At 48.1% G+C, this 18,390-nt stretch carries 18 protein-coding genes; 13 read left to right on the forward strand and 5 right to left on the reverse strand.

Annotated features, from left to right (window positions below; all coding sequences use genetic code 11):
• Positions 1 to 9: 9 nt before the first annotated feature.
• Positions 10 to 924, reverse strand: a complete 915-nt coding sequence (locus PPG34_RS10670) for a universal stress protein (protein WP_313833273.1) — start codon at positions 922 to 924, stop codon at positions 10 to 12.
• 328 nt (positions 925 to 1,252) lie between these two features.
• Between PPG34_RS10670 and PPG34_RS10675 the strand changes: the two genes are divergently transcribed.
• From PPG34_RS10675 to PPG34_RS10690, 4 genes are all read left to right on the forward strand, one after another.
• Entirely contained in the window at positions 1,253 to 1,789 is a 537-nt protein-coding gene (locus PPG34_RS10675) for a universal stress protein (protein ID WP_313833274.1), read from the forward strand.
• A 365-nt stretch (positions 1,790 to 2,154) separates the two neighbouring features.
• A complete protein-coding gene (locus PPG34_RS10680; protein WP_313833275.1) occupies positions 2,155 to 2,547 on the forward strand; it encodes a CBS domain-containing protein in 393 nt (130 codons plus the stop codon).
• A gap of 600 nt (positions 2,548 to 3,147) precedes the next feature.
• Positions 3,148 to 4,395, forward strand: a complete 1,248-nt coding sequence (locus PPG34_RS10685; protein WP_313833276.1) for a cation:proton antiporter — start codon at positions 3,148 to 3,150, stop codon at positions 4,393 to 4,395.
• Positions 4,388 to 5,275: a cation diffusion facilitator family transporter gene (locus PPG34_RS10690; RefSeq protein ID WP_313833277.1), complete on the forward strand. Its 888-nt coding sequence runs from the start codon at positions 4,388 to 4,390 to the stop codon at positions 5,273 to 5,275. The genes PPG34_RS10685 and PPG34_RS10690 overlap by 8 nt, the downstream gene beginning before the upstream one ends.
• Before the next feature lie 312 nt (positions 5,276 to 5,587).
• Here the strand turns inward: PPG34_RS10690 and PPG34_RS10695 are convergent, their stop codons facing one another.
• The 4 genes from PPG34_RS10695 to PPG34_RS10710 are packed head-to-tail and all read right to left on the reverse strand — an operon-like array spanning position 5,588 to position 9,189.
• Positions 5,588 to 5,890 carry a DUF2442 domain-containing protein gene (locus tag PPG34_RS10695; protein WP_313833278.1) on the reverse strand — a complete coding sequence of 101 codons (303 nt, stop codon included), beginning with the start codon at positions 5,888 to 5,890 and terminating at the stop codon, positions 5,588 to 5,590.
• Positions 5,890 to 6,159, reverse strand: a complete 270-nt coding sequence (locus PPG34_RS10700; protein WP_313833279.1) for a DUF4160 domain-containing protein — start codon at positions 6,157 to 6,159, stop codon at positions 5,890 to 5,892. Before PPG34_RS10700 ends, PPG34_RS10695 begins: the two co-directional genes overlap by 1 nt.
• A 58-nt stretch (positions 6,160 to 6,217) precedes the next feature.
• Positions 6,218 to 7,774 carry a PAS domain-containing sensor histidine kinase gene (locus tag PPG34_RS10705; RefSeq protein ID WP_313833280.1) on the reverse strand — a complete coding sequence of 519 codons (1,557 nt, stop codon included), beginning with the start codon at positions 7,772 to 7,774 and terminating at the stop codon, positions 6,218 to 6,220.
• 44 nt (positions 7,775 to 7,818) lie between these two features.
• Complete coding sequence (locus PPG34_RS10710) at positions 7,819 to 9,189, reverse strand: sigma-54-dependent transcriptional regulator (protein WP_313833281.1); 1,371 nt, start codon at positions 9,187 to 9,189, stop codon at positions 7,819 to 7,821.
• Between the two features lie 271 nt (positions 9,190 to 9,460).
• On the opposite strand from PPG34_RS10710, the gene PPG34_RS10715 reads away from it, so the two are divergent.
• The 9 genes from PPG34_RS10715 (at position 9,461) to PPG34_RS10755 (ending at position 18,388) form a co-directional block, all read left to right on the forward strand.
• Positions 9,461 to 10,324: a universal stress protein gene (locus PPG34_RS10715; RefSeq protein WP_313833282.1), complete on the forward strand. Its 864-nt coding sequence runs from the start codon at positions 9,461 to 9,463 to the stop codon at positions 10,322 to 10,324.
• A gap of 6 nt (positions 10,325 to 10,330) precedes the next feature.
• Positions 10,331 to 11,173: an LOG family protein gene (locus tag PPG34_RS10720; RefSeq protein ID WP_313833283.1), complete on the forward strand. Its 843-nt coding sequence runs from the start codon at positions 10,331 to 10,333 to the stop codon at positions 11,171 to 11,173.
• Positions 11,170 to 12,567, forward strand: coding sequence for an MBL fold metallo-hydrolase RNA specificity domain-containing protein (locus tag PPG34_RS10725; RefSeq protein ID WP_313833285.1), 1,398 nt, complete (start codon positions 11,170 to 11,172; stop codon positions 12,565 to 12,567). The genes PPG34_RS10720 and PPG34_RS10725 overlap by 4 nt, the downstream gene beginning before the upstream one ends.
• Before the next feature lie 266 nt (positions 12,568 to 12,833).
• On the forward strand, positions 12,834 to 13,289 hold the full coding sequence (locus PPG34_RS10730; RefSeq protein ID WP_313833286.1) for an Hsp20/alpha crystallin family protein: 456 nt from the start codon (positions 12,834 to 12,836) through the stop codon (positions 13,287 to 13,289).
• A gap of 104 nt (positions 13,290 to 13,393) precedes the next feature.
• Positions 13,394 to 13,825: a cupredoxin domain-containing protein gene (locus PPG34_RS10735; RefSeq protein WP_313833287.1), complete on the forward strand. Its 432-nt coding sequence runs from the start codon at positions 13,394 to 13,396 to the stop codon at positions 13,823 to 13,825.
• A gap of 38 nt (positions 13,826 to 13,863) precedes the next feature.
• Positions 13,864 to 14,871 (forward strand): universal stress protein, encoded by a 1,008-nt coding sequence (locus PPG34_RS10740; protein WP_313833288.1) that lies wholly within the window; start codon positions 13,864 to 13,866, stop codon positions 14,869 to 14,871.
• A 12-nt stretch (positions 14,872 to 14,883) separates the two neighbouring features.
• Positions 14,884 to 16,275, forward strand: coding sequence for a hypothetical protein (locus PPG34_RS10745; protein ID WP_313833289.1), 1,392 nt, complete (start codon positions 14,884 to 14,886; stop codon positions 16,273 to 16,275).
• Positions 16,276 to 16,505: 230 nt separating this feature from the next.
• Positions 16,506 to 17,531 (forward strand): 4Fe-4S dicluster domain-containing protein, encoded by a 1,026-nt coding sequence (locus PPG34_RS10750; protein ID WP_313833290.1) that lies wholly within the window; start codon positions 16,506 to 16,508, stop codon positions 17,529 to 17,531.
• Positions 17,528 to 18,388, forward strand: a complete 861-nt coding sequence (locus tag PPG34_RS10755) for an FAD/NAD(P)-binding protein (RefSeq protein ID WP_313833291.1) — start codon at positions 17,528 to 17,530, stop codon at positions 18,386 to 18,388. The genes PPG34_RS10750 and PPG34_RS10755 overlap by 4 nt, the downstream gene beginning before the upstream one ends.
• The last annotated feature ends 2 nt before the right edge of the window (positions 18,389 to 18,390 follow it).

Raw genomic sequence — 18,390 nt, forward strand, 5'->3', positions numbered from 1 at the left:
CCCGTTCATCTAGGCCGGGCGAGGTCGAATGACGAGAACAGAACATCCAGAATATGCCGCCACCCATTCCGAAACACTTCCCATTTGAAAACGTTCCGGACCGGTTAATCCTTTGCTTCCCAGAATCGCCAACTGTACTTTTGATTTGCGAATGGATTCTAAAATGACTTCCCGTGGATTGCCTTTGCGAATCTCGGGATGGACTTCATACCCTTCGGTAATAAACATGGTTCGGTACTGACTGGTGAGTTCTTCGGCCCGATGGTAGAACGGTTCGGTAAGAGCCAGAAGATGGGCTTTAGGAAGGACTTTGGGCGCAATATCGGTTAAGACTTGAGGAACCGCCGATAAAATCTGAATCGATACATCTTCAGGGTCCAGCCATTTTTTCACGGCATTGGCGGCACGCCTGGAGGCCCCTGACCCATCCAAGGCTAACAAGGCCTTGGCCGGAGTCAGCAGGGGTTCTTTAACCATAAGGACTGCACAGGGAGCATAGGACAACACCTTGCGGGAGACACTGCCCATCAAATATCCCTTAATATCCGCCATGCCTCGTGACCCGAGAATGATGAGATGTGGTGTTCGCTTTTCCGCCTCTCGAATGATCACCTCCGCAGCATGACCTTTCGCCAGAACACAACGAATAGAGACAAACGGTTTGGTCTTGGATTGATTGATGGCCAATTCGGCATGGGCCTTCGCCCTTTTGAGCACGTCCCTACCATGCTTCTCTAGCGCGGATATAAATTTTTTGACCTTGGTGGCTCTGGCCCCTTCTTTTTTTAATCCCGCTTTCACGGGATTGGTGTCCATGACATGAAGAAGGATCACCTCCTTAAGTGACCGGTGAAACAAACTACCCAGGATTTCAATACCCCAATTGGCATATTCCGACCCATCAACGGCACAAATGATATTCATGACACCCCCTGGTTTTTCAGTATGCATTCCAAATCACAACCAAATACTTCGTACGATACACAGCAAAAAACATACCCTTCTGATTTCGTCGAAAAAATACGCAACCTCTGTCGCTGCACACTGTTGATCAGATATAGAAAGTTCACAGCATGCTTTAGAATCCAATTTCGACACACTTCACATTCTCGACTGTTGACTTTTTCCTCAATTGCCACTCCGTCAGTACTCACAGACACCAGATCTTCCTTTAATCCAAAGAATTTTCTCTTTCTATGAGATGGCATCAGGATTGCCTTTCAACATTGATAAAGAATGGGGGAAAATAAGCATGACGCGTTTTAAAAAAATTTTAGTGCCTGTAGATTTTTCTTCTTGCTCCAAAGAAGCCCTTCATATGGCGGCCGACCTCGCGGCCCTTTTCGATGCTCGACTTTTCCTCCTCCATGTCATTGATACTCGACCACTTGAGAACTTACGCAACATGGGATTAGGTTCTTCCAACGAAGAAAAAGCTCAAATGAAAAAGTTGCGTCATTTCGCCCGACTTCAAGCCCGAACACTGTTGCAAACTCCGGAGTTAAGGAAATTGAAAATCGACAGGATTCTCAGCGAAGGCAAACCCTTCGTGGAAATCATTCGTACGGCCAGGACGGAAAAAGTCGATCTTATTGTGAGGGGAAGTTATGGAGGGCAAACATCCGATGTGGGGAGAATATTTTTTGGAAGCACGGCGGAACAAGTGGTGCGGACGGCAAACTGTCCGGTATTGTGCGTCCCGTTTCTTTACAAGAAACCCACAGGACCCAAAAACGTCAATCCACAAAAATCTAAGACAAAACGGTCAAAAATGGCCCAAAGTTCATAAACAAAGACGCCAGCCCTTCAGTGTAACCCAGGAACAGTCATTGTGCACAAACCATACGTGTAAGGTCTTGGCGTGCGATGATCAAGTATCCATTTTAAACATATGAAATCAAACACCATTCCCCTGGAAAGATAGCTGGAAAATATTGAGCGAGGTCATTTGCCGGCACCGGTTGAAGTGACACATCATGATGAACAGACCGCCAAACTAATGGGCATGAATGTTGGGGCCTTGTAATATACATTCAAAGAGTATGGAATTGAGGTATAATAATTACATGGATTATCTAATTGATCGAGAAGGCAGGCTTTACGCATAGAAAGCTTTTTGAATCTGATTATTCACGAACCTAACGGAGGCCTTACATGCTATCTGAAATTATGCAAAAAACATTAAAATCAATTCCCGCAGATTCATCCATCACCGCGGCAGCCGAAAAAATGCGCCAAGATAAAATCAGTGCGTTGCTGGTCGAGCGAAAGGGCAAGTTTATTGGCCTGCTCACTGACACCGATATCGTGCGCAAGGGACTTGGCGCCAAGAGGAACCTAGACCAAACTACCCCAGAGCAATTAATGGCCACCGATTTACCCTCCATACAAGTCACTAAAACTTCTCACGATGCGTATGACATGATGGGCGATCTTGGAGTTCGTCATTTGGTCATCTGTGATAAGGACAAAATTGTGGGATTGGTATCCATGCGTGACCTCCTTCTACACTTTAAAAGTTATGAACCCAGTATTGGAGTAGATTAATCCGGCATGATTTGGTTAGTCCTTACTTTATATCGTGAATAAAAATGGTTAGGACCTTTGATTTCCGAGCAGGATTTTAGCCCACCTTCCTTTTGTAATTATTTTTTTACTCTACCTTTCCCCTTTTCAGGAGGGACTATCATTTCTTAGGTCCCTCCTAAGGTCATTTCACTTCCTTACTAGCGATCCACCACTACGTTGACGTTACTTTTTATTTGTAAAAATAAAATTACTATCACCTGTCGCAATATTCCACATACATTTGAATGCAAATATCACTTCAGAATTTTTTCCCATTTAAATATGAGCCTTCTGAGCCCTTCCGTGTCACAGGGGAACATGGCATCGAGGTTGCAGAAAATTAAAGAGATAAAAAATGACTCCGTGAATTCAATTGGGGAGAAAAATTTTGGGGTACGGCGAAACAATTGATACAGACCTCAAACTGACCGGTATTTCTCTGCCATTTCTTTGGGTGAAACCATTTGGCAATCAAATGGTGAAAGTCCAGACGGTAAATTCCAAACAGTTAGCTTGCCAATCCACGAGAACGCGCCTACGATTCTCGTTAACTTCAATTCCAGTAATAACAATCGTGCGTTGAACCTCTTTCTTGAAATACTCCTCGTTCTTCTTCTCACCCGAATCTTCAGCGAAGGGGCGGAACGCCTCGGCCAACCAGCGGGTGTCGGTGAACTACTTGCAGGAATGGCACTCGCTCTTGCCGCAGGGTTTCTAGGCACCAGCCTTCCATTTCTCAAGGAAATCACCACAAGCGAGGCCTTGGGGCAAATCGCTCAAGTAGGGATATTTTTTCTGATGCTGTTAGCCGGGATCGAATCTAATCTGAATGAACTTCGCCAAAATTACAAAGGGTCCGTGGGCGTGGCCATTGGCGGGGCAGCCGCACCCTTAACCCTTGGCATCCTTTTGGGTTGGGCGATACTTCCGGAATCAGAATTCAAGTGTGTTCAAGCCATGCTGATCGGCATCAGCATGGCGATCACCTCGGTGCCCGCCAATATTAAGGTACTCACGGATTTTGGGCTCTTGCATTCCAGGATCGGTCAAACAATGGTCGCGGCCGCGATTTTTGATGATGTGCTTGGGCTGTTTATGCTAGCCGTCCTGACGTCCATGATTCAAACTGGCGGTCCTCCCGATCTTACGGCCTTGGCCTGGCTGGTAGTAAAGATCCTGGCCTTTTTTGCCATAACCGTGAGCCTCGGTGTGCATGTGTATCCCCATATCAGTCGCGGGTTAAAAGGATTACAAAGTGCGGCCCTCGAATTCAGTGCCCTCATGGCCGTAGGGTTGGGGTACGGCGCTCTAGCTGAAGCCTTAGGGATGCATTGGATTCTCGGAGCGTTTATGGCCGGTTTGTTCTTTGAACCATCTCGGGTAGGATATAAAGCGTATCATGAAATTAATTTGATCGCTGTGGCCATTACACGCGGGTTTCTCGGCCCATTTTTTTTCGCATCCATTGGGCTTCACTTAAATTTTGATGTGGTGGTCGCGTTCCCTTGGCTCATTCTCATTGTGATTCTTCTGGCCTTCGTGGGAAAGTTGCTGGGTGCCGGATTACCGGCTCGTCTTGCCGGGCTGAATACGCGGGAAGCCATGGCAGTGGGCGTAGGAATGAGCAGCCGCGGGGCCGTGGAATTAATTGTCTTAAGTATCGCAGCCGAAGCTGGGTTGTTTCTTCAGGGAGATGGCGACCATGGCCTTGTCACGCATCTGTTTTCCGCTTTGGTATTAATGGGAGTCGTGACCACTTTGATCTCGCCCATGATTCTCAAACGCATTCTTCCTCCAGCTCTTCCAAAACGAGTGCGAAATGGGTAACGCCCCTTTGCCAGAAGTCAATCAAAGGGATCGGGATATTCGTTTCATCCTTGTTGCGGTGCTCGTCCTCAATCTTGGGGTAGCTCTGGCCAAACTCGGGTATGGATGGCTCACTCAATCCTTAAGCATGCAAGCTGACGGATTTCATTCCCTCTTTGACGGGATCTCCAATGTTATGGGGCTCATCGGCATGACCCTTGCTGCTCATCCGCCTGACCGTTTGCATCCCTACGGCCATAAAAAATTTGAAACACTCGCGTCCGCAGGAATTGCAGTGATGTTGATTGGCACATGTGGATATGTCGGATGGCGTGGCATTCAAGCGTTCTTTCACCCTCAGATACCACATGTCACGGGATTCAGTTTTGGGATCATGCTCGTCACTATGGCCATCAATGCCGGAGTCACCACCTGGGAACAGCGCCGGGGGAAAGCATTACAAAGCGAAATCCTCATCGCCGACTCTTACCACACGGCCAGCGATTTGCTGGTATCGTTTTCTGTGTTGGTCAGTCTGGCAGCCGTACGATTTGGCTTTCCTTTGGCCGATCCCATCATTGCACTCATCATTGCCGCAGTCATTGCCTGGACAGCCTTCTCTATTATTCGCGAAGTCACGCATTCGCTCGCGGATCAAATCCGTTTGGACCCGAAAGAAGTCAAGCCGGTAGTACTCCAAGTCCCAGGGGTACTCCACTGCCATTCCATCAGAACCCGCGGGTTAGCTCATCATATTTTTATCGATCTCTCGATTCAGGTGGAAAAGGGATTGCCCATTGAACAGGCCCATGCCATTGCCCATGACGTGGAAGACCAGTTGAAAGGCCACTTCGAGGGAATTGAAGATGTGGTAGTCCACCTAGAACCGGATGGGCATTAAAGTTTTATGCCAACAGGAACGGATAAGGAATTGTTCGATGAAGTCTAAAAGGACCGGCCTTCTCGTGATCTTTTGCTGACTAGGGCTCAGAAATTTTAACAGGTGGCCCTGGGGTTTCAGGGGTTATTTAAGTTTTACCCGTCTCCCAACATGCTTGTGGCATTCGGATACAAACTTTGCTTGGAAGAGTCTTCCCGAGCATTACCCGGCTTCGCATGAGCATGTAATATAAGGGTTCTATGAGGTAGAGCCATATGCTCCTGAACACGAAAAAATTGTTAGTTCTGGAGAAGGGCTGAACGATTAGGGTGACTATCCGACCTTGGTCTCCCAGCTTTTGGCAAGAGCTTTGAGCTGGGACCCAACCTGCGGCCAATTATAAAGGGTAGAAGGATCGAAGTCCGCGCCATTAGGCCAAACAAGGGTATGCACCTCTTCATCTAGCCGGACCTGATCAAAGACTTGAGGCTCGCTCAATGGTCCATAGAGTTCCCCACAAAGCAAGGGCCGGAAATCAATCACCTGATGAGTACCGTCTTCAAACTCAATGTCCAGAGTGAAGGGGCCAGCTTTTTGGTAACGCATCACTTTATGAATATCGTGTGTCATATTCATTACCGCAGTGGTTCAATTTTACTGGGAGGGCGACCGGACTGCAAGATATCCCAGTTACGGTTGAGCTCTTCCTGGTGAATCTCAACCCACGCAAGGGTTAGTCGTTCTTGCCGGGCCGGAAGACTTCCAGCCAACAATTCGATCTCATCAATGGCATAAATCCCCACATGCTCTTGATAGTACGCGTGAAGGTGTGGCCGATGATGAGGACCACTCGGCTCGACATACATTCGAATGATGATTCCAAAGAATCTTGCAATTTCAGGCATAGCGAATCATTCATCTCTTATGTGGGTTCTTTTGTCAATTGAAGCACCAACCAAGCCGCTAGGTTGAGTGCCGGGTCGAATCAAATATTGGCAGGGAGATGATAAACGTGGCTCCTTTCTTTTTTTGACTCTCGACGCGAATGGTGCCTTCATGTTCCTGGATAATGCCATGAACCACCGTCAATCCCAGTCCCGTGCCTTCTCCCACTTCTTTGGTCGTAAAAAATGGTGTGAACAGTTTTGGAATATTCTCCTTGGAAATACCGCAGCCCGTATCGGCGATTGACAGATACACCGAGGAATCCTTGCATTCCTGAGAAATGCGCAGAGTCCCTCCTGTTTCCATGGCTTGAATGGCATTCATCACGAGATTCAAAATGACTTGTCGAATTTGATCGGAATCTGCAAACACCTTTGGACAGGTACCCTCGAGGTTCAAGACGAGGTGCACCTGCTGACGTTTTAATCGATCTTGGACTACATCCAACATGTCATGCACCACACTTGCGAGGACCATGGGACGGCGTTCAATGGACCGACGCCGAGCAAAGCTCAGCAATTGATTCATAATTTTGGTGATCCGCTCGACTTGCGTCACAATCGTCGCAAGACCCTGCTTGGTCGATTCTTCGGATGTTTTCCGCATTAAATATTCCGCGCGTCCTAAAATCACGTTCATGGGAGTACCAATTTCATGGGCCATGCCAGCGGCCAAGGTACCCATTTCCGCCAGCCGTTCGGTTTGACGCAATTGGCTTTCCAAGACTTTGCGGTCGGAAATATCTAAGATGATCGCCAGGAATACTTGCGACTGGCGCAACTGAGACAGCTGCAAATGCACTTCGACGGGATAATCCGATCCATTTTTTCTGCGGTGGAACGTTGAAAATTCCATCTTATCTTTGCGGCCGTCGTACAAGGGTTTAAGTAACTCTTGAAAGGTCTCCCAGGTAAATTCAGGTTTAATATCCACGGGGGTCATGTTCATCAGTTCATCCATAGAATACCCTAAGTTCTCCTGAGCCCCCTTATTCACTTGAGTAAATTTCAAGGTCTGAGCATCAAACAGAAAGATTTCATTGACTGACTCGTCCAGTAAGCGGCCCAACCGTGCTAGGCTTTCCTCGACTTGAGTCCGCTCCGTGACATCTCGCAAGATCACGGTATAGAACCGATGATCGCCACGTTTAAACTGGGAAATTGAGGCTTCAATGGGGAACTCCTCGCCATTCCGACGAAGGCCGGAAATCGATCCAAGCGCCCCCATACGTCGGTTGGTACCCTGGGTCTCTCCATAGACCTCGATATGCCGTCGATGAGCATCACGAAATCGGTCGGGAATAAATATATCGATGGGTTGCCCGATGGCTTCTTTGGCCGAATACCCAAACATCTGTTCAGCCGCGGCATTAAATAAGACGACATGTTGCGAGTCATTCACGGTAATTATTCCATCCATGGCCGAATGAATGATTCCCGCCAATTGCACTTCTATGGCTTGGAACCCTTCCTGGGTTTCCCGATGCATAGATTCCACGGCACGGAGTTCTCCGATTTCTTGCTGAAGCGCTTGCAGCTCTTTTATCAAAACTTCCTTGTGATGCCTATCATCCATCTGCATTAGTCTCGATTCGATATGGATCTCTGGGTTCCAACACCTTATACCTGGGATTTCTGCATGTCTCCCAATTTGCGATAGAGGGTTTTACGATCAATGCCTAATAATTGCGCTGCCTTGAATTTATTGCCCCCGGTTTTTTCTAAGACGCGTTGAATATATAAGTGTTCAATATCTTCTAAGGACAGTAGCCGTTCGGCACTTTCCTCGACAAGATGACGATCGCCTTGTGCATCACGAATGGCGGCCGGCAAATCATTGGGGGTGAGCACCGATCCCTGCGCCAGCGTCACCGCTCGCTCCATGATATTTTCCAGTTCCCGGACATTTCCCGGCCATGCATAATCTAATAACAAACCCAAAGTAGCTTCCGACATTTTCGTGACTTGCTTTTGTCGTCCAACGGAAGACTTTTCCAACATCATGTCACACAGCAGCGGAATATCCTCTTTCCGTTCCCGGAGTGGCGGCAGGCAAATCTCGATGACATTCAATCGGTAATAAAGATCTTCTCGAAACCGTTTGGCTTGGACTTCTTCGGCCAGGTGTAAATTGGTCGCGGCAATAATGCGCACATCCACTGCCACAGGCCGGGTCGCGCCCACCCGACGGATTTCTCGCTCCTGAACGGCTCGAAGTAATTTGGCTTGAAGCATCATGGGCATTTCGCTGATTTCATCGAGAAAAAGGGTGCCTTTGTTGGCCTCCTCGAAAAGGCCGCGCTTGTCGGATTTTGCGTCGGTAAACGACCCCTTCACATGGCCAAACAATTCGCTCTCGAGCAGAAATTCCGGAATCGCTGCGCAGTTCACTGGAATAAACGGCATACTTTTCCTGCCGCTATTAAAATGAATGGCTTTGGCCACGAGCTCTTTTCCTGTGCCGCTCTCGCCGGTAATTAAGATGTTCGTCTGGGTATCCGCCACTCGCCGAATCAAATCAAACACCTCTTGCATGGGCTTACTTTTCCCCAAAATTTGGTCAAAGGAATAATCCCGTTTGACTTGTTGTCTGAGCTGAACCACTTCCTGACGGAGCATAGCCTCACGCATCGCTTTTTCAATGGTCACCAAGAGCTCATCGGTTTTTATGGGTTTGGTGAGATAATCAAAAGCCCCGCGTTTCATAGCTTCCACCGCAGATTCCACGGTTCCGAATGCCGTCATCATGATGACATTACTTGCCGGATGATGTTTGACGATTTCCTCCAACAACTCCGCGCCATCCATACCTTTCATTCTTAGGTCTGTTAAGACCACGGGAAAATCATGATTATCCAAAAAGCTCAGGGCGTCTTTCCCATCACGTGCGACGGTCACCTGAAAACTCTGATCTTCCAAAATATCTTTCATGAGATTTCGGAGCTCAGGATCATCATCAACGATTAGAATCGAGTTAGCGTCGGGGAGCATTTCGTCACCTGCCTTCCTGATTTTCAAAAATAGATTCCATTTTTGTTCTTTTTTGGGTAAAAAATCTACATATCTAGAATGTTCATATGTGTAAATTATCCACAATAGACCATTTTTTCATCACTTCTTTGTTGTCCCATTTGGCATTGAATACCTCGGAAAAGCCCTTTAAACGAGATTCACTCATAGACCTGGCACTTCTCTTGCTCAGCATAACTATTGAAAAGTCTTCAAAAACCAAAAGGATTTCCCTTTCGTAAGGAGAACCGTCATGAAAATCTTGTTGGCTATTGATGGATCCAAGCAATCTTCCTTTACTGTACAAGCTCTTGCACATTTCAGGCCGATCGAGGAAGTCACCCTGGTCCATACACTCCCTCTGCCTGATCTGGATCACCCCATGATTTCTCCAGAAATGCGGGATCAAGCCATCAAGGAAATTGAAGACACCCTTCGTCCCAAGGGAGAGGCCCTATTGGACCAAATACAACAGTCCTTGCCCCAAGACATTGGAACAGTTCATCGTATTCATGAAATTGGGGCTCCCTCTTCGGTCATTCTAGACACAGTCAAATCAGCGAAGCCCGATCTCATTATGATGGGTGCAAGAGGCTTGGGGCCCATCAAGGAACTTGTGCTAGGCAGCGTGTCCCATCGAGTCCTTCTCCATGCACCCTGCTCGACGTTAATCATGAACCATCCACTTCCCACCCTGCATCACATTTTAATGCCGATAGAAGGGAAAGAAGATGGGGAGAAAATGATCACATACTTATCCTCTCTTCCCTTTGTCTCGCCCCCACGAATTTCCGTCATGTCGGTCTGGCCTCAGCCGCGATTACCCTGGCCGGTTACTTTGGGGCAAAGCCAATTATTGGAAGACCGTGCACTCGACCATATCCGTGAACTGACGGAAGCCGTTGCCCAACAAGCCAAAGAGAAGAATTTCCAAAGTCAGGCCCTGGTCGGATTAGGAGAACCAGCCTTTGCCATTTTAGAGCAGGCCAAAACGTTGAAACCCGATATGATCGTCATGGGGTCCCACGGACGTCGGGGCCTGTCACGATTTCTCTTGGGGAGCATCTCCCATAGCCTGGTACATCAATCGCCGTATCCGGTGCTGGTGGTGCGATAAGAGAAAATGAAAAACGCTGACGACCAATCTGGCCAAATCAGATACCCATCCTATCTCCGTGCCGATCAGGATACGGCATTCCTTTCGCGGGATGAATTACGTGCAGTCCGTCTGCAACTCGAATGGTTCAAACCCGAACTTATTCAACAGGATGAAGGAATACACTCCACCATCGTCGTCTTTGGAAGCGCTCGGGTCCCGGACCCTGACCAGGCAAAGCGTAATCTTCAGCACACGACACAGGCTTTAGCCCAAAACCCCGAAAACCTAGACTTACAACGAGCCGCGACCGTAGCCAACAACCAAATGGCTTTATCTCATTATTATTCCGTTTCAAGAGAATTCAGTCGTTTGGTCTCTTCGACCTGCCAAGTCGATGGTCACCGTGAGTATGTTGTGGTCACCGGTGGGGGACCAGGGATTATGGAAGCCGCCAATCGCGGTGCTCATGAGGTGGGAGCCAAGTCCATTGGGTTAAATATTTCCCTTCCCCACGAACAAGCGCCCAACCCGTACATCAGCCCCTCTCTCACCTTCCAATTTCGGTACTTTGCCTTACGAAAAATGCACTTTCTCCTAAGGGCAAAAGCATTGGTCGCGTTTCCCGGAGGATTTGGCACCCTCGATGAATTATTCGAAACCCTCACTCTCCTTCAAACCGGAAAGGTGAAGGATGTGACGGTGGTCTTGGTCGGGAAAAAGTTTTGGGAGGAAGTGATAAATTGGCAATATTTGGTGGACTCCGGGTTAATCAGTCCGGAGGACTTAAAGTTATTTCACTATGCCGAGACTGCACAAGAGGCTTGGAACTTCATCGTACGAAATCATCACACACCTGGAACATCATGAAGATTACCTTTCACGGAGCCGCGAGATCGGTGACCGGAAGTCGCCATGAGTTGCAGTTAGGAAACACACGGGTCTTGCTGGACTGTGGCCTCTTTCAAGGACGACGGCAAGATTCCGAACGATTCAACCGCCATCTGGGCGTTGACCCGGAGACCATTCATGCGGTGCTCTTGTCTCATGCCCACATCGATCATTCCGGCGCCCTCCCGATCTTGGCCAAAGGAAAATTTCGAGGCCGCGTGTTTATGACCGAGGCCACAAAAGACCTCGTGGAAATTCTGTTGGAAGACTCGGCACGAATCCAGCAGGCCGATTGCCAGTACCTCAATAAAAAGCCATGGTTCCGCGGCCCCAAAAGGCCAACCCCATTTTATTCCATTAAAGATGTTCAAACCATTCGACAGCAATTTGAAACCGTTCCCTATGACAAAACGTTTGGGGTTTCTTCCAGAATCAAAGCTCGGTTTACCGACGTGGGTCACATTTTAGGTTCTTCCTCGGTATGGGTGAAATATACCAGCCAAGGACATTCCCTTTCCGTATTGTTTAGCGGCGATGTCGGTCGCTATGACATGCCGATTCTTCGTGATCCACAGCCTTCCCCACCATGTGATGTCTTGATCCTCGAATCTACCTATGGCGATCGAATGCATGATGAAGACCTTGAAGCCATGAGGACCAAGGCTGAATCGCTGGTGAAGCATGCCCTCAAACACAAAAGCAAAATCATTGTGCCGGCGTTTGCCGTGGGAAGAACTCAGGAGTTAGTGATGCGAATCAAGGAATTGGTTCAGGAAAAGCGCATACCCCCAATTCCAATTTTTATCGATTCCCCATTAGCCTCAAAAGCCACACAGGTCTTTCGACGCCACCCGGAATGTTTTGATGAAGAAACTTTCAAGACGTTCACGTCACAAAAAGATATCTTTGGCGCCAAATATATTCATTACGTCGGAAACGTCCAAGAAAGCCAGCGCTTGAATGACCGTCCCGGTCCTTGCGTAATCATTGCCGCTTCCGGCATGTGCGAGGGAGGACGAATTATTCACCATCTCAAGCATGGCATCCAGCATGAAGCCAATATCATCGCGATGGTGGGCTTCCAAGCCGAACATACGCTGGGGCGAAAACTTATTGAAGAATGGGACACGGTGCCGATTTTCGGAAGGCCTGTCCCTCGGCGCGCTCAAATCGTAAGATTCAATGGCCTTTCCGCCCATGGCGACCGCCATGATTTATTGGATTTTGTGCATCGACTCAATCCCAAACCTCGAAAAATCTTTGTGGTTCATGGGGAGGAGCGCCAATCATTTTCACTCGCCACGGCATTGCGAGAGGAGTATCCCAAGATGGAGATTGTCATTCCCAATCTTCATGCCACGTACGATCTATAACCCCCTTCGACACCGTCGACTCATTTTTTTCCTTACTCTTTAGATATTCGTGGTGTCTTCTGCCACAGGGAAAATAATTTGGTGTGAGGCGACAATCCACATCATTCATCTACTCTCCTGTGGTCATGGGTAAAATCCTTTTGTTTTCAATGAATTCTCCTTGCATTTTGATCCCATAAACCTGGCACACGGCTTGCTCCCTCTTATTTTTGAAATACACAAACGCATTTCTTATTGACCAGATTTCACATTAAGGAGGTAGCACGATGAGTTCCGTGACACGTTGGGATCCCTTTCGGGAGTTAGACGATTTACAACATCGGTTTTCCACGTTGTTTGGCAGAGTTCCTATGAAAAAAGAAGGCGAAAAACGGGAATCCTTGACGGTAGCTGAATGGGCTCCGGTCGTGGACATCGTAGAAGATGATCAAAATTACACCATCAAAGCGGAAATCCCAGGAGTGAAGAAGGAAGATATCAAAGTGGGAGTCCAGGATGATGTGCTCACCGTCTCTGGCCATCGGCATTATGAGAAAGAAGAGAAAGACAAGAAGTTTCACCGGATTGAACGATCGTATGGAAGTTTTGCCAGAAGCTTTACCCTTCCGGAAGATTCCGACGGAGAAAAAGTCTCCGCTGAATTTAAGGATGGCCTGTTAAAAGTTCTCTTGCCAAAAACCGCCCGGGTGAAACCGAAACAGGTTGAAGTAAAGGTCGGCTAATAACACGGAAGACGGCTCCCTTTTTTCCAAAAAGAAGAGGGAGTCATCTTTCAAATGAGGGGGTATGTGGACAAACCATTCCATATCGAAGGAGGACATGACGCATGTTGATCAAGGGAAATATTCATTCACCACGTCGCTGGCTTATGGGATTCCTCCTTGGGTTATTGGTCATGGGAGCGCTCCCTCAGGCCCTCGCTCAATCTGAGCAGCAAATCGTCGTTAACATTCGAAACTTTACGTTTGAAACCACTCAAATGCCATTGCAACTTCATGTCCCCACAGTAATTTATCTAAAAAATTCTGACGAGGTTCGACATGATTTTGGATCGCTCGTGTTTGAGGGAAGCCATACTCGCATTGAGACCCCCATGTCGATATCCTATGGGAGAGGTATTGGCGGGGTCTATATCGAACCAGGAGGAGAGGTTTCCATTCGTTTTACTATTGATCGTCCCGGTCGCTATCAGTTTAAATGTTCGATCCATGAAGGGATGGAGGGAGAAATTCTCTTAATGTCTGCGGGAGCAGTGTAAGCACATCATGGCAGCTATTGACACTGAAGGGGATCACCGTGCAACCACTCATTAAACGAATTTTGTTTGCCACTGATTTTTCCCCATGTTCTGAAGAAGCTTTGCACTATGCCCTGCATTGGGGGAAGGTTTGTGAGGCGCCAATTGATTGTATCTCTGTCCTTCCTATTCACCATCATCTGGATATGGAGGGTGCTGTTCTTCAACTCTATTTGGATGAGCAACGAAAAATTATTCATCCCAGGCTCGAAACACTAGCGAAATACATTCGGGAACATCATGGTCCCTGTGTCGTCCATGAATTATCGGGGATCCCCCATTCAACTATCTGTGAAGTGGCTAAGGAGACGGGGACCGATTTAATAGTCTTGGGCACTCATGGTTGGAGTGGGATAGATCGTGTCTTATTAGGAAGTACCGCCGAACGGGTGGTCGCCCAGGCACCATGTCCGGTACTGACCATCAAATCCAGCTCCCCCCAAAGCAAAGCCCTTACCTATTCCACAGACAATGAAATCCAAGATCTCCGAACTCTAACCCCGCCAGAAACCTGTTCCCCACGTCACGTGGTGGTGGCTGTGGATTTTTCGGATTGCTCACAAGATGCCGTTGAATATGCCTTCTACATTGCTAAAGAATTCGATGTGCAGATCACTCTTGTTCACGTCGAGGAATTACCCTCGTATGGTTTGGATTTTAATTTGACCTATCTTGATACCCAAAAAGAAAAACGTCGGCAGGCTGACAAACAAATGAAGGAATTATGCCGGCTCTTTGAAACCAAAGGGATTACGGCCACCTGCATGCAAAAGGAGCCGCCCGTTACAGAAGCCATCCTCAGAGCAATTGAGGAAACCAAGGCAAACCTTCTGGTGATGGGAACTCATGGACGGGCAGGATTGTCCCGCTTGTTGATGGGGAGCGTGGCTTCAACTCTTTTGCGAAAAGCGCAGGTTCCCATTATCACGGTCCATGCTGGCAAGTATAGCCATGACCATCCCCATCGGCATGCCCAGGCCACGCCAACGACTCCCTTAAACGAGTGAGCATGTCTCTCCATGAGTTCGCCTGCCAACATCCCCCCAACAAATACCGGCGCTCAGGTTCCCTTTCCCTCCCTCCTTGAACGTCTCGAGGCATATTCCCAACAACCCGACTTTCAATATCAGCGAGAATTAGCACTGAGTCGATTTCTTCAACCCTACCTATCTAAGGGGCAGGGCTTCACCTTGAATCCTCTCCCTGCTGAAGTCGAACTAGCTAAGCTCTATCTTTATAGCGACTACTACCCCAACGACGGGCATCTCACCCTAGTCGAACAAGCTCGAGATGAAATTTTAAAACATCTGACCGACGAGGAACGAATCTGGCTGGATCCCCTGCGTCATTCCTTCATGGATCTTTTGGAAATCGTGGCTCTGGGACGACCAGGATCACCCAATGAGGTTCGGCTGAAATCTCTTGGCGATAGCATTGAATATGGAATTACAAGTGAAGACCTTGTCCAGGATTATCAGCCCGGTCAGATGTTACTTACTCGGTTAATCCGACGGCCAGAGTATACCTATTTCCCTGGAATCGCCGTGGGGCTTTCGCACAAACGGGGGCAACAAGTGTATGACTATGTCCGAGAGTTGCAGCAAGAAATGGAGGCGGAAGCCGGAGCCTTTGAACTGGGAGAATGGCAGGAATTTACCAAACGGTTTGGGCATGTCTTGATTTGGGCATTGGGTCAGCTTCGGTTACAGTGGCTGCTCGAGGTGGAAGAACAGGTTCATTTCCTTACCTCTGATCACACTCCATACCTATTCTGTATCGGGATCTATGAACATCACGAAGCAAAATTTTTTAATGAAATGCTTCAGGATGCGAAGGAATGGAAACCCGAGGCGCTAGAACAGTCCATTCCCAAATCGGTTTGTGGCCAACTCGCTGAACCATCCGCCTTGAAGGTGTGGGTTCATGAGTCCGACACCGCGTCGCAGGAACAACATACATTACTAAGTCGCTTGACCATTACCCCAACCCAAATTTTTGCGGAATCGGATTCCTTAGATCATTTCAATGATGTCAAACATTTCCTCGCATCAACCTTTGGCTTTTCCCTTCATTTCAAAGGGGAACTGACGGAACCACCCCTTCACACCATCCCGGAAATGGATTTGCTTACGGATGACGCACCTCCGTTGACACCGTTCGTGTCCAAGGAAGAAGAGCATGACCGACTCGTGCAACTGTTGGAACTCGTCTACCTTGGATGGGCCGAACACCCATGCCCAGCCTTGAATAAGTGCACTCCCCGACAGGTCGCCCATGACGCTGATGCAAAATCTACCGTTGCCCAACTCATAAACCAACTCGAACACCATGACCTGGCGTTTCTGAGAACTGGAAAACATGGATATGATTATCAAGCCCTTCGTGCTCACGTGGGATTGGATGCAAAATAAGTAACCGACATCTCCAGTCTCCGTTGGGGCATTCAATCGACTGCGAGGAGGCACATATCTTTTCCTTTACCAGGAAGAGTACAATTATTCAGTTGCTTTTTTTCAAAACTTAAAGCCTCGCACGTCTTATGGAGAACCCTTCGCTACCTACCGTCACTGGCCCTCAACGATTTCTCAAATCAGCATTTCATCAACTTCTCCAAACATTAAAGGTCAAGGGGTACAAAGTCATGGGCCCAACGGTTCAAGACGGTTCCATTCAATGGACGTACATTCATCAAGTCGAAGACCTCCCCATTGGATGGCGTGATGAACAGACCCCTGGCAATTACCGATTGAATAAAACCGATTCCCAAAATATTTTTGACATCGTTCATGGGCCAGAGTCATTAAAACGCCAAACATTCGCTCCACGGGAACAGCTTTTACAAATTGAGAAAACGAAAAAGGGGTTTTCCGTCCAGGAAAATATTCCCCAATCGGAGCAGGTTGCTATTTTAGGAGTCCGAGCCTGTGATCTTGCAGGGCTCACCATGCAAGATCGTATTTTTCTTCAAGACCAGTTTCCCGATCCGTATTATCAAGCCAGACGTCAAAATTTATTCTTAGTGGCTGTCAATTGTACCCGGGCTCACGAGACTTGTTTTTGCGCTTCCATGGGAACCGGGCCCAAAGCGGAATCCGGATATGATCTTGTCCTAACTGAATCGGACCAGGAATTCCTGATCCAGGGAGGAAGTCCGAGGGGCGAAGAAATTTTGGAATCCTTGACGGTATCGCCAGCGGAGGATCTACAAATACAAGAACATGACGAACGAATCGCCGCCTGTGCCGCGTCTCAAACGCGGAAAGTTAATCAATCCTCCCTCCCACAAGGATTGTATGACGCTCACGACCACAGAAGATGGGATGAGGTTGCCACTCGCTGTCTGGCTTGCACCAATTGCACGATGGTTTGTCCAACCTGCTTTTGTCATACGGTGGAGGAAACACCAGACTTGACCCAACACACCACTGAACATGTTCGAGTGTGGGATTCCTGTTTCACACCCGACCATGGGTATATTCATGGGAAAAACTTCAGACCAACCATCAAAGATCGGTATCGCATGTGGCTCACCCATAAAATGGCTTCATGGATCGATCAATTCGGTTCGTCGGGATGCGTGGGCTGCGGTCGGTGTATTACCTGGTGCCCCGTGGGAATTGATGTGACGGAGGAGTTACACGCTCTCTTAGGCGAGAAAGAATCATGATCAGCGACACACTCATTCCTCCACCAACTAATCCCTTTCTTATTTATCCCGCCATCATCGTGGGAAAAACTCAGGAATCGCCAGACATTCTAAGCCTACGTCTACAATTTGAAGATTCTGAAATGCGTGAGACCTTTCGGTTCAAAGCCGGACAATTCAATATGCTCTATGTGTTCGGCGTGGGTGAAGTGGCAATTTCGATTGTTTCCGATCCCGACGAACCTGAGTTTCTGGACCATACCATCAGAGTTGTGGGGCGCGTCACGAACGTGATCGGTCATATGGACATAGGTGATACCCTAGGCATTCGTGGGCCTTTTGGGAAAGGGTGGCCCATGGAAGAAGCGAAGGGAAAGGATGTGGTGGTCATCACAGGTGGATTGGGATGCGCACCAGTGGTGGGAGCCATTGAATATATGTTTCGGCGACGAGAAGAGTATGGCGCGATCAAAATCATCCATGGTGTAAAAACTCCACATGATCTGTTATTCCGAGAACGTTTTGACCAATGGCGGCGACATCCCAACACTGATGTGTTATTGGCCAGCGACGAACCTGGGAAGACGTGGCATTATCACGTGGGGGTGGTCACGGAGTTATTTGATGAAGTTGAAGTCCATCCCGACAAAGCTATCGTCATGATGTGCGGGCCGGAAATTATGATGCGGGTTGCGGTCAATATGCTTTCTCATCGTGGTCTTCGGCCAGATGGTATGTACGTCTCGCTTGAACGGCACATGGAATGTGGGATCGGCCTCTGCGGACATTGTCAAATGGGACCGTTCTTTTTATGCAAAGATGGGCCGGTCATGCGACTCGATACAATTCTTCCCTTCCTCGGAAAAAGTGGAGTGTAAGA

Origin of the sequence: Candidatus Nitronereus thalassa (assembly GCF_032191465.1) — a bacterium.
Lineage (GTDB): Bacteria > Nitrospirota > Nitrospiria > Nitrospirales > UBA8639 > Nitronereus > Nitronereus thalassa.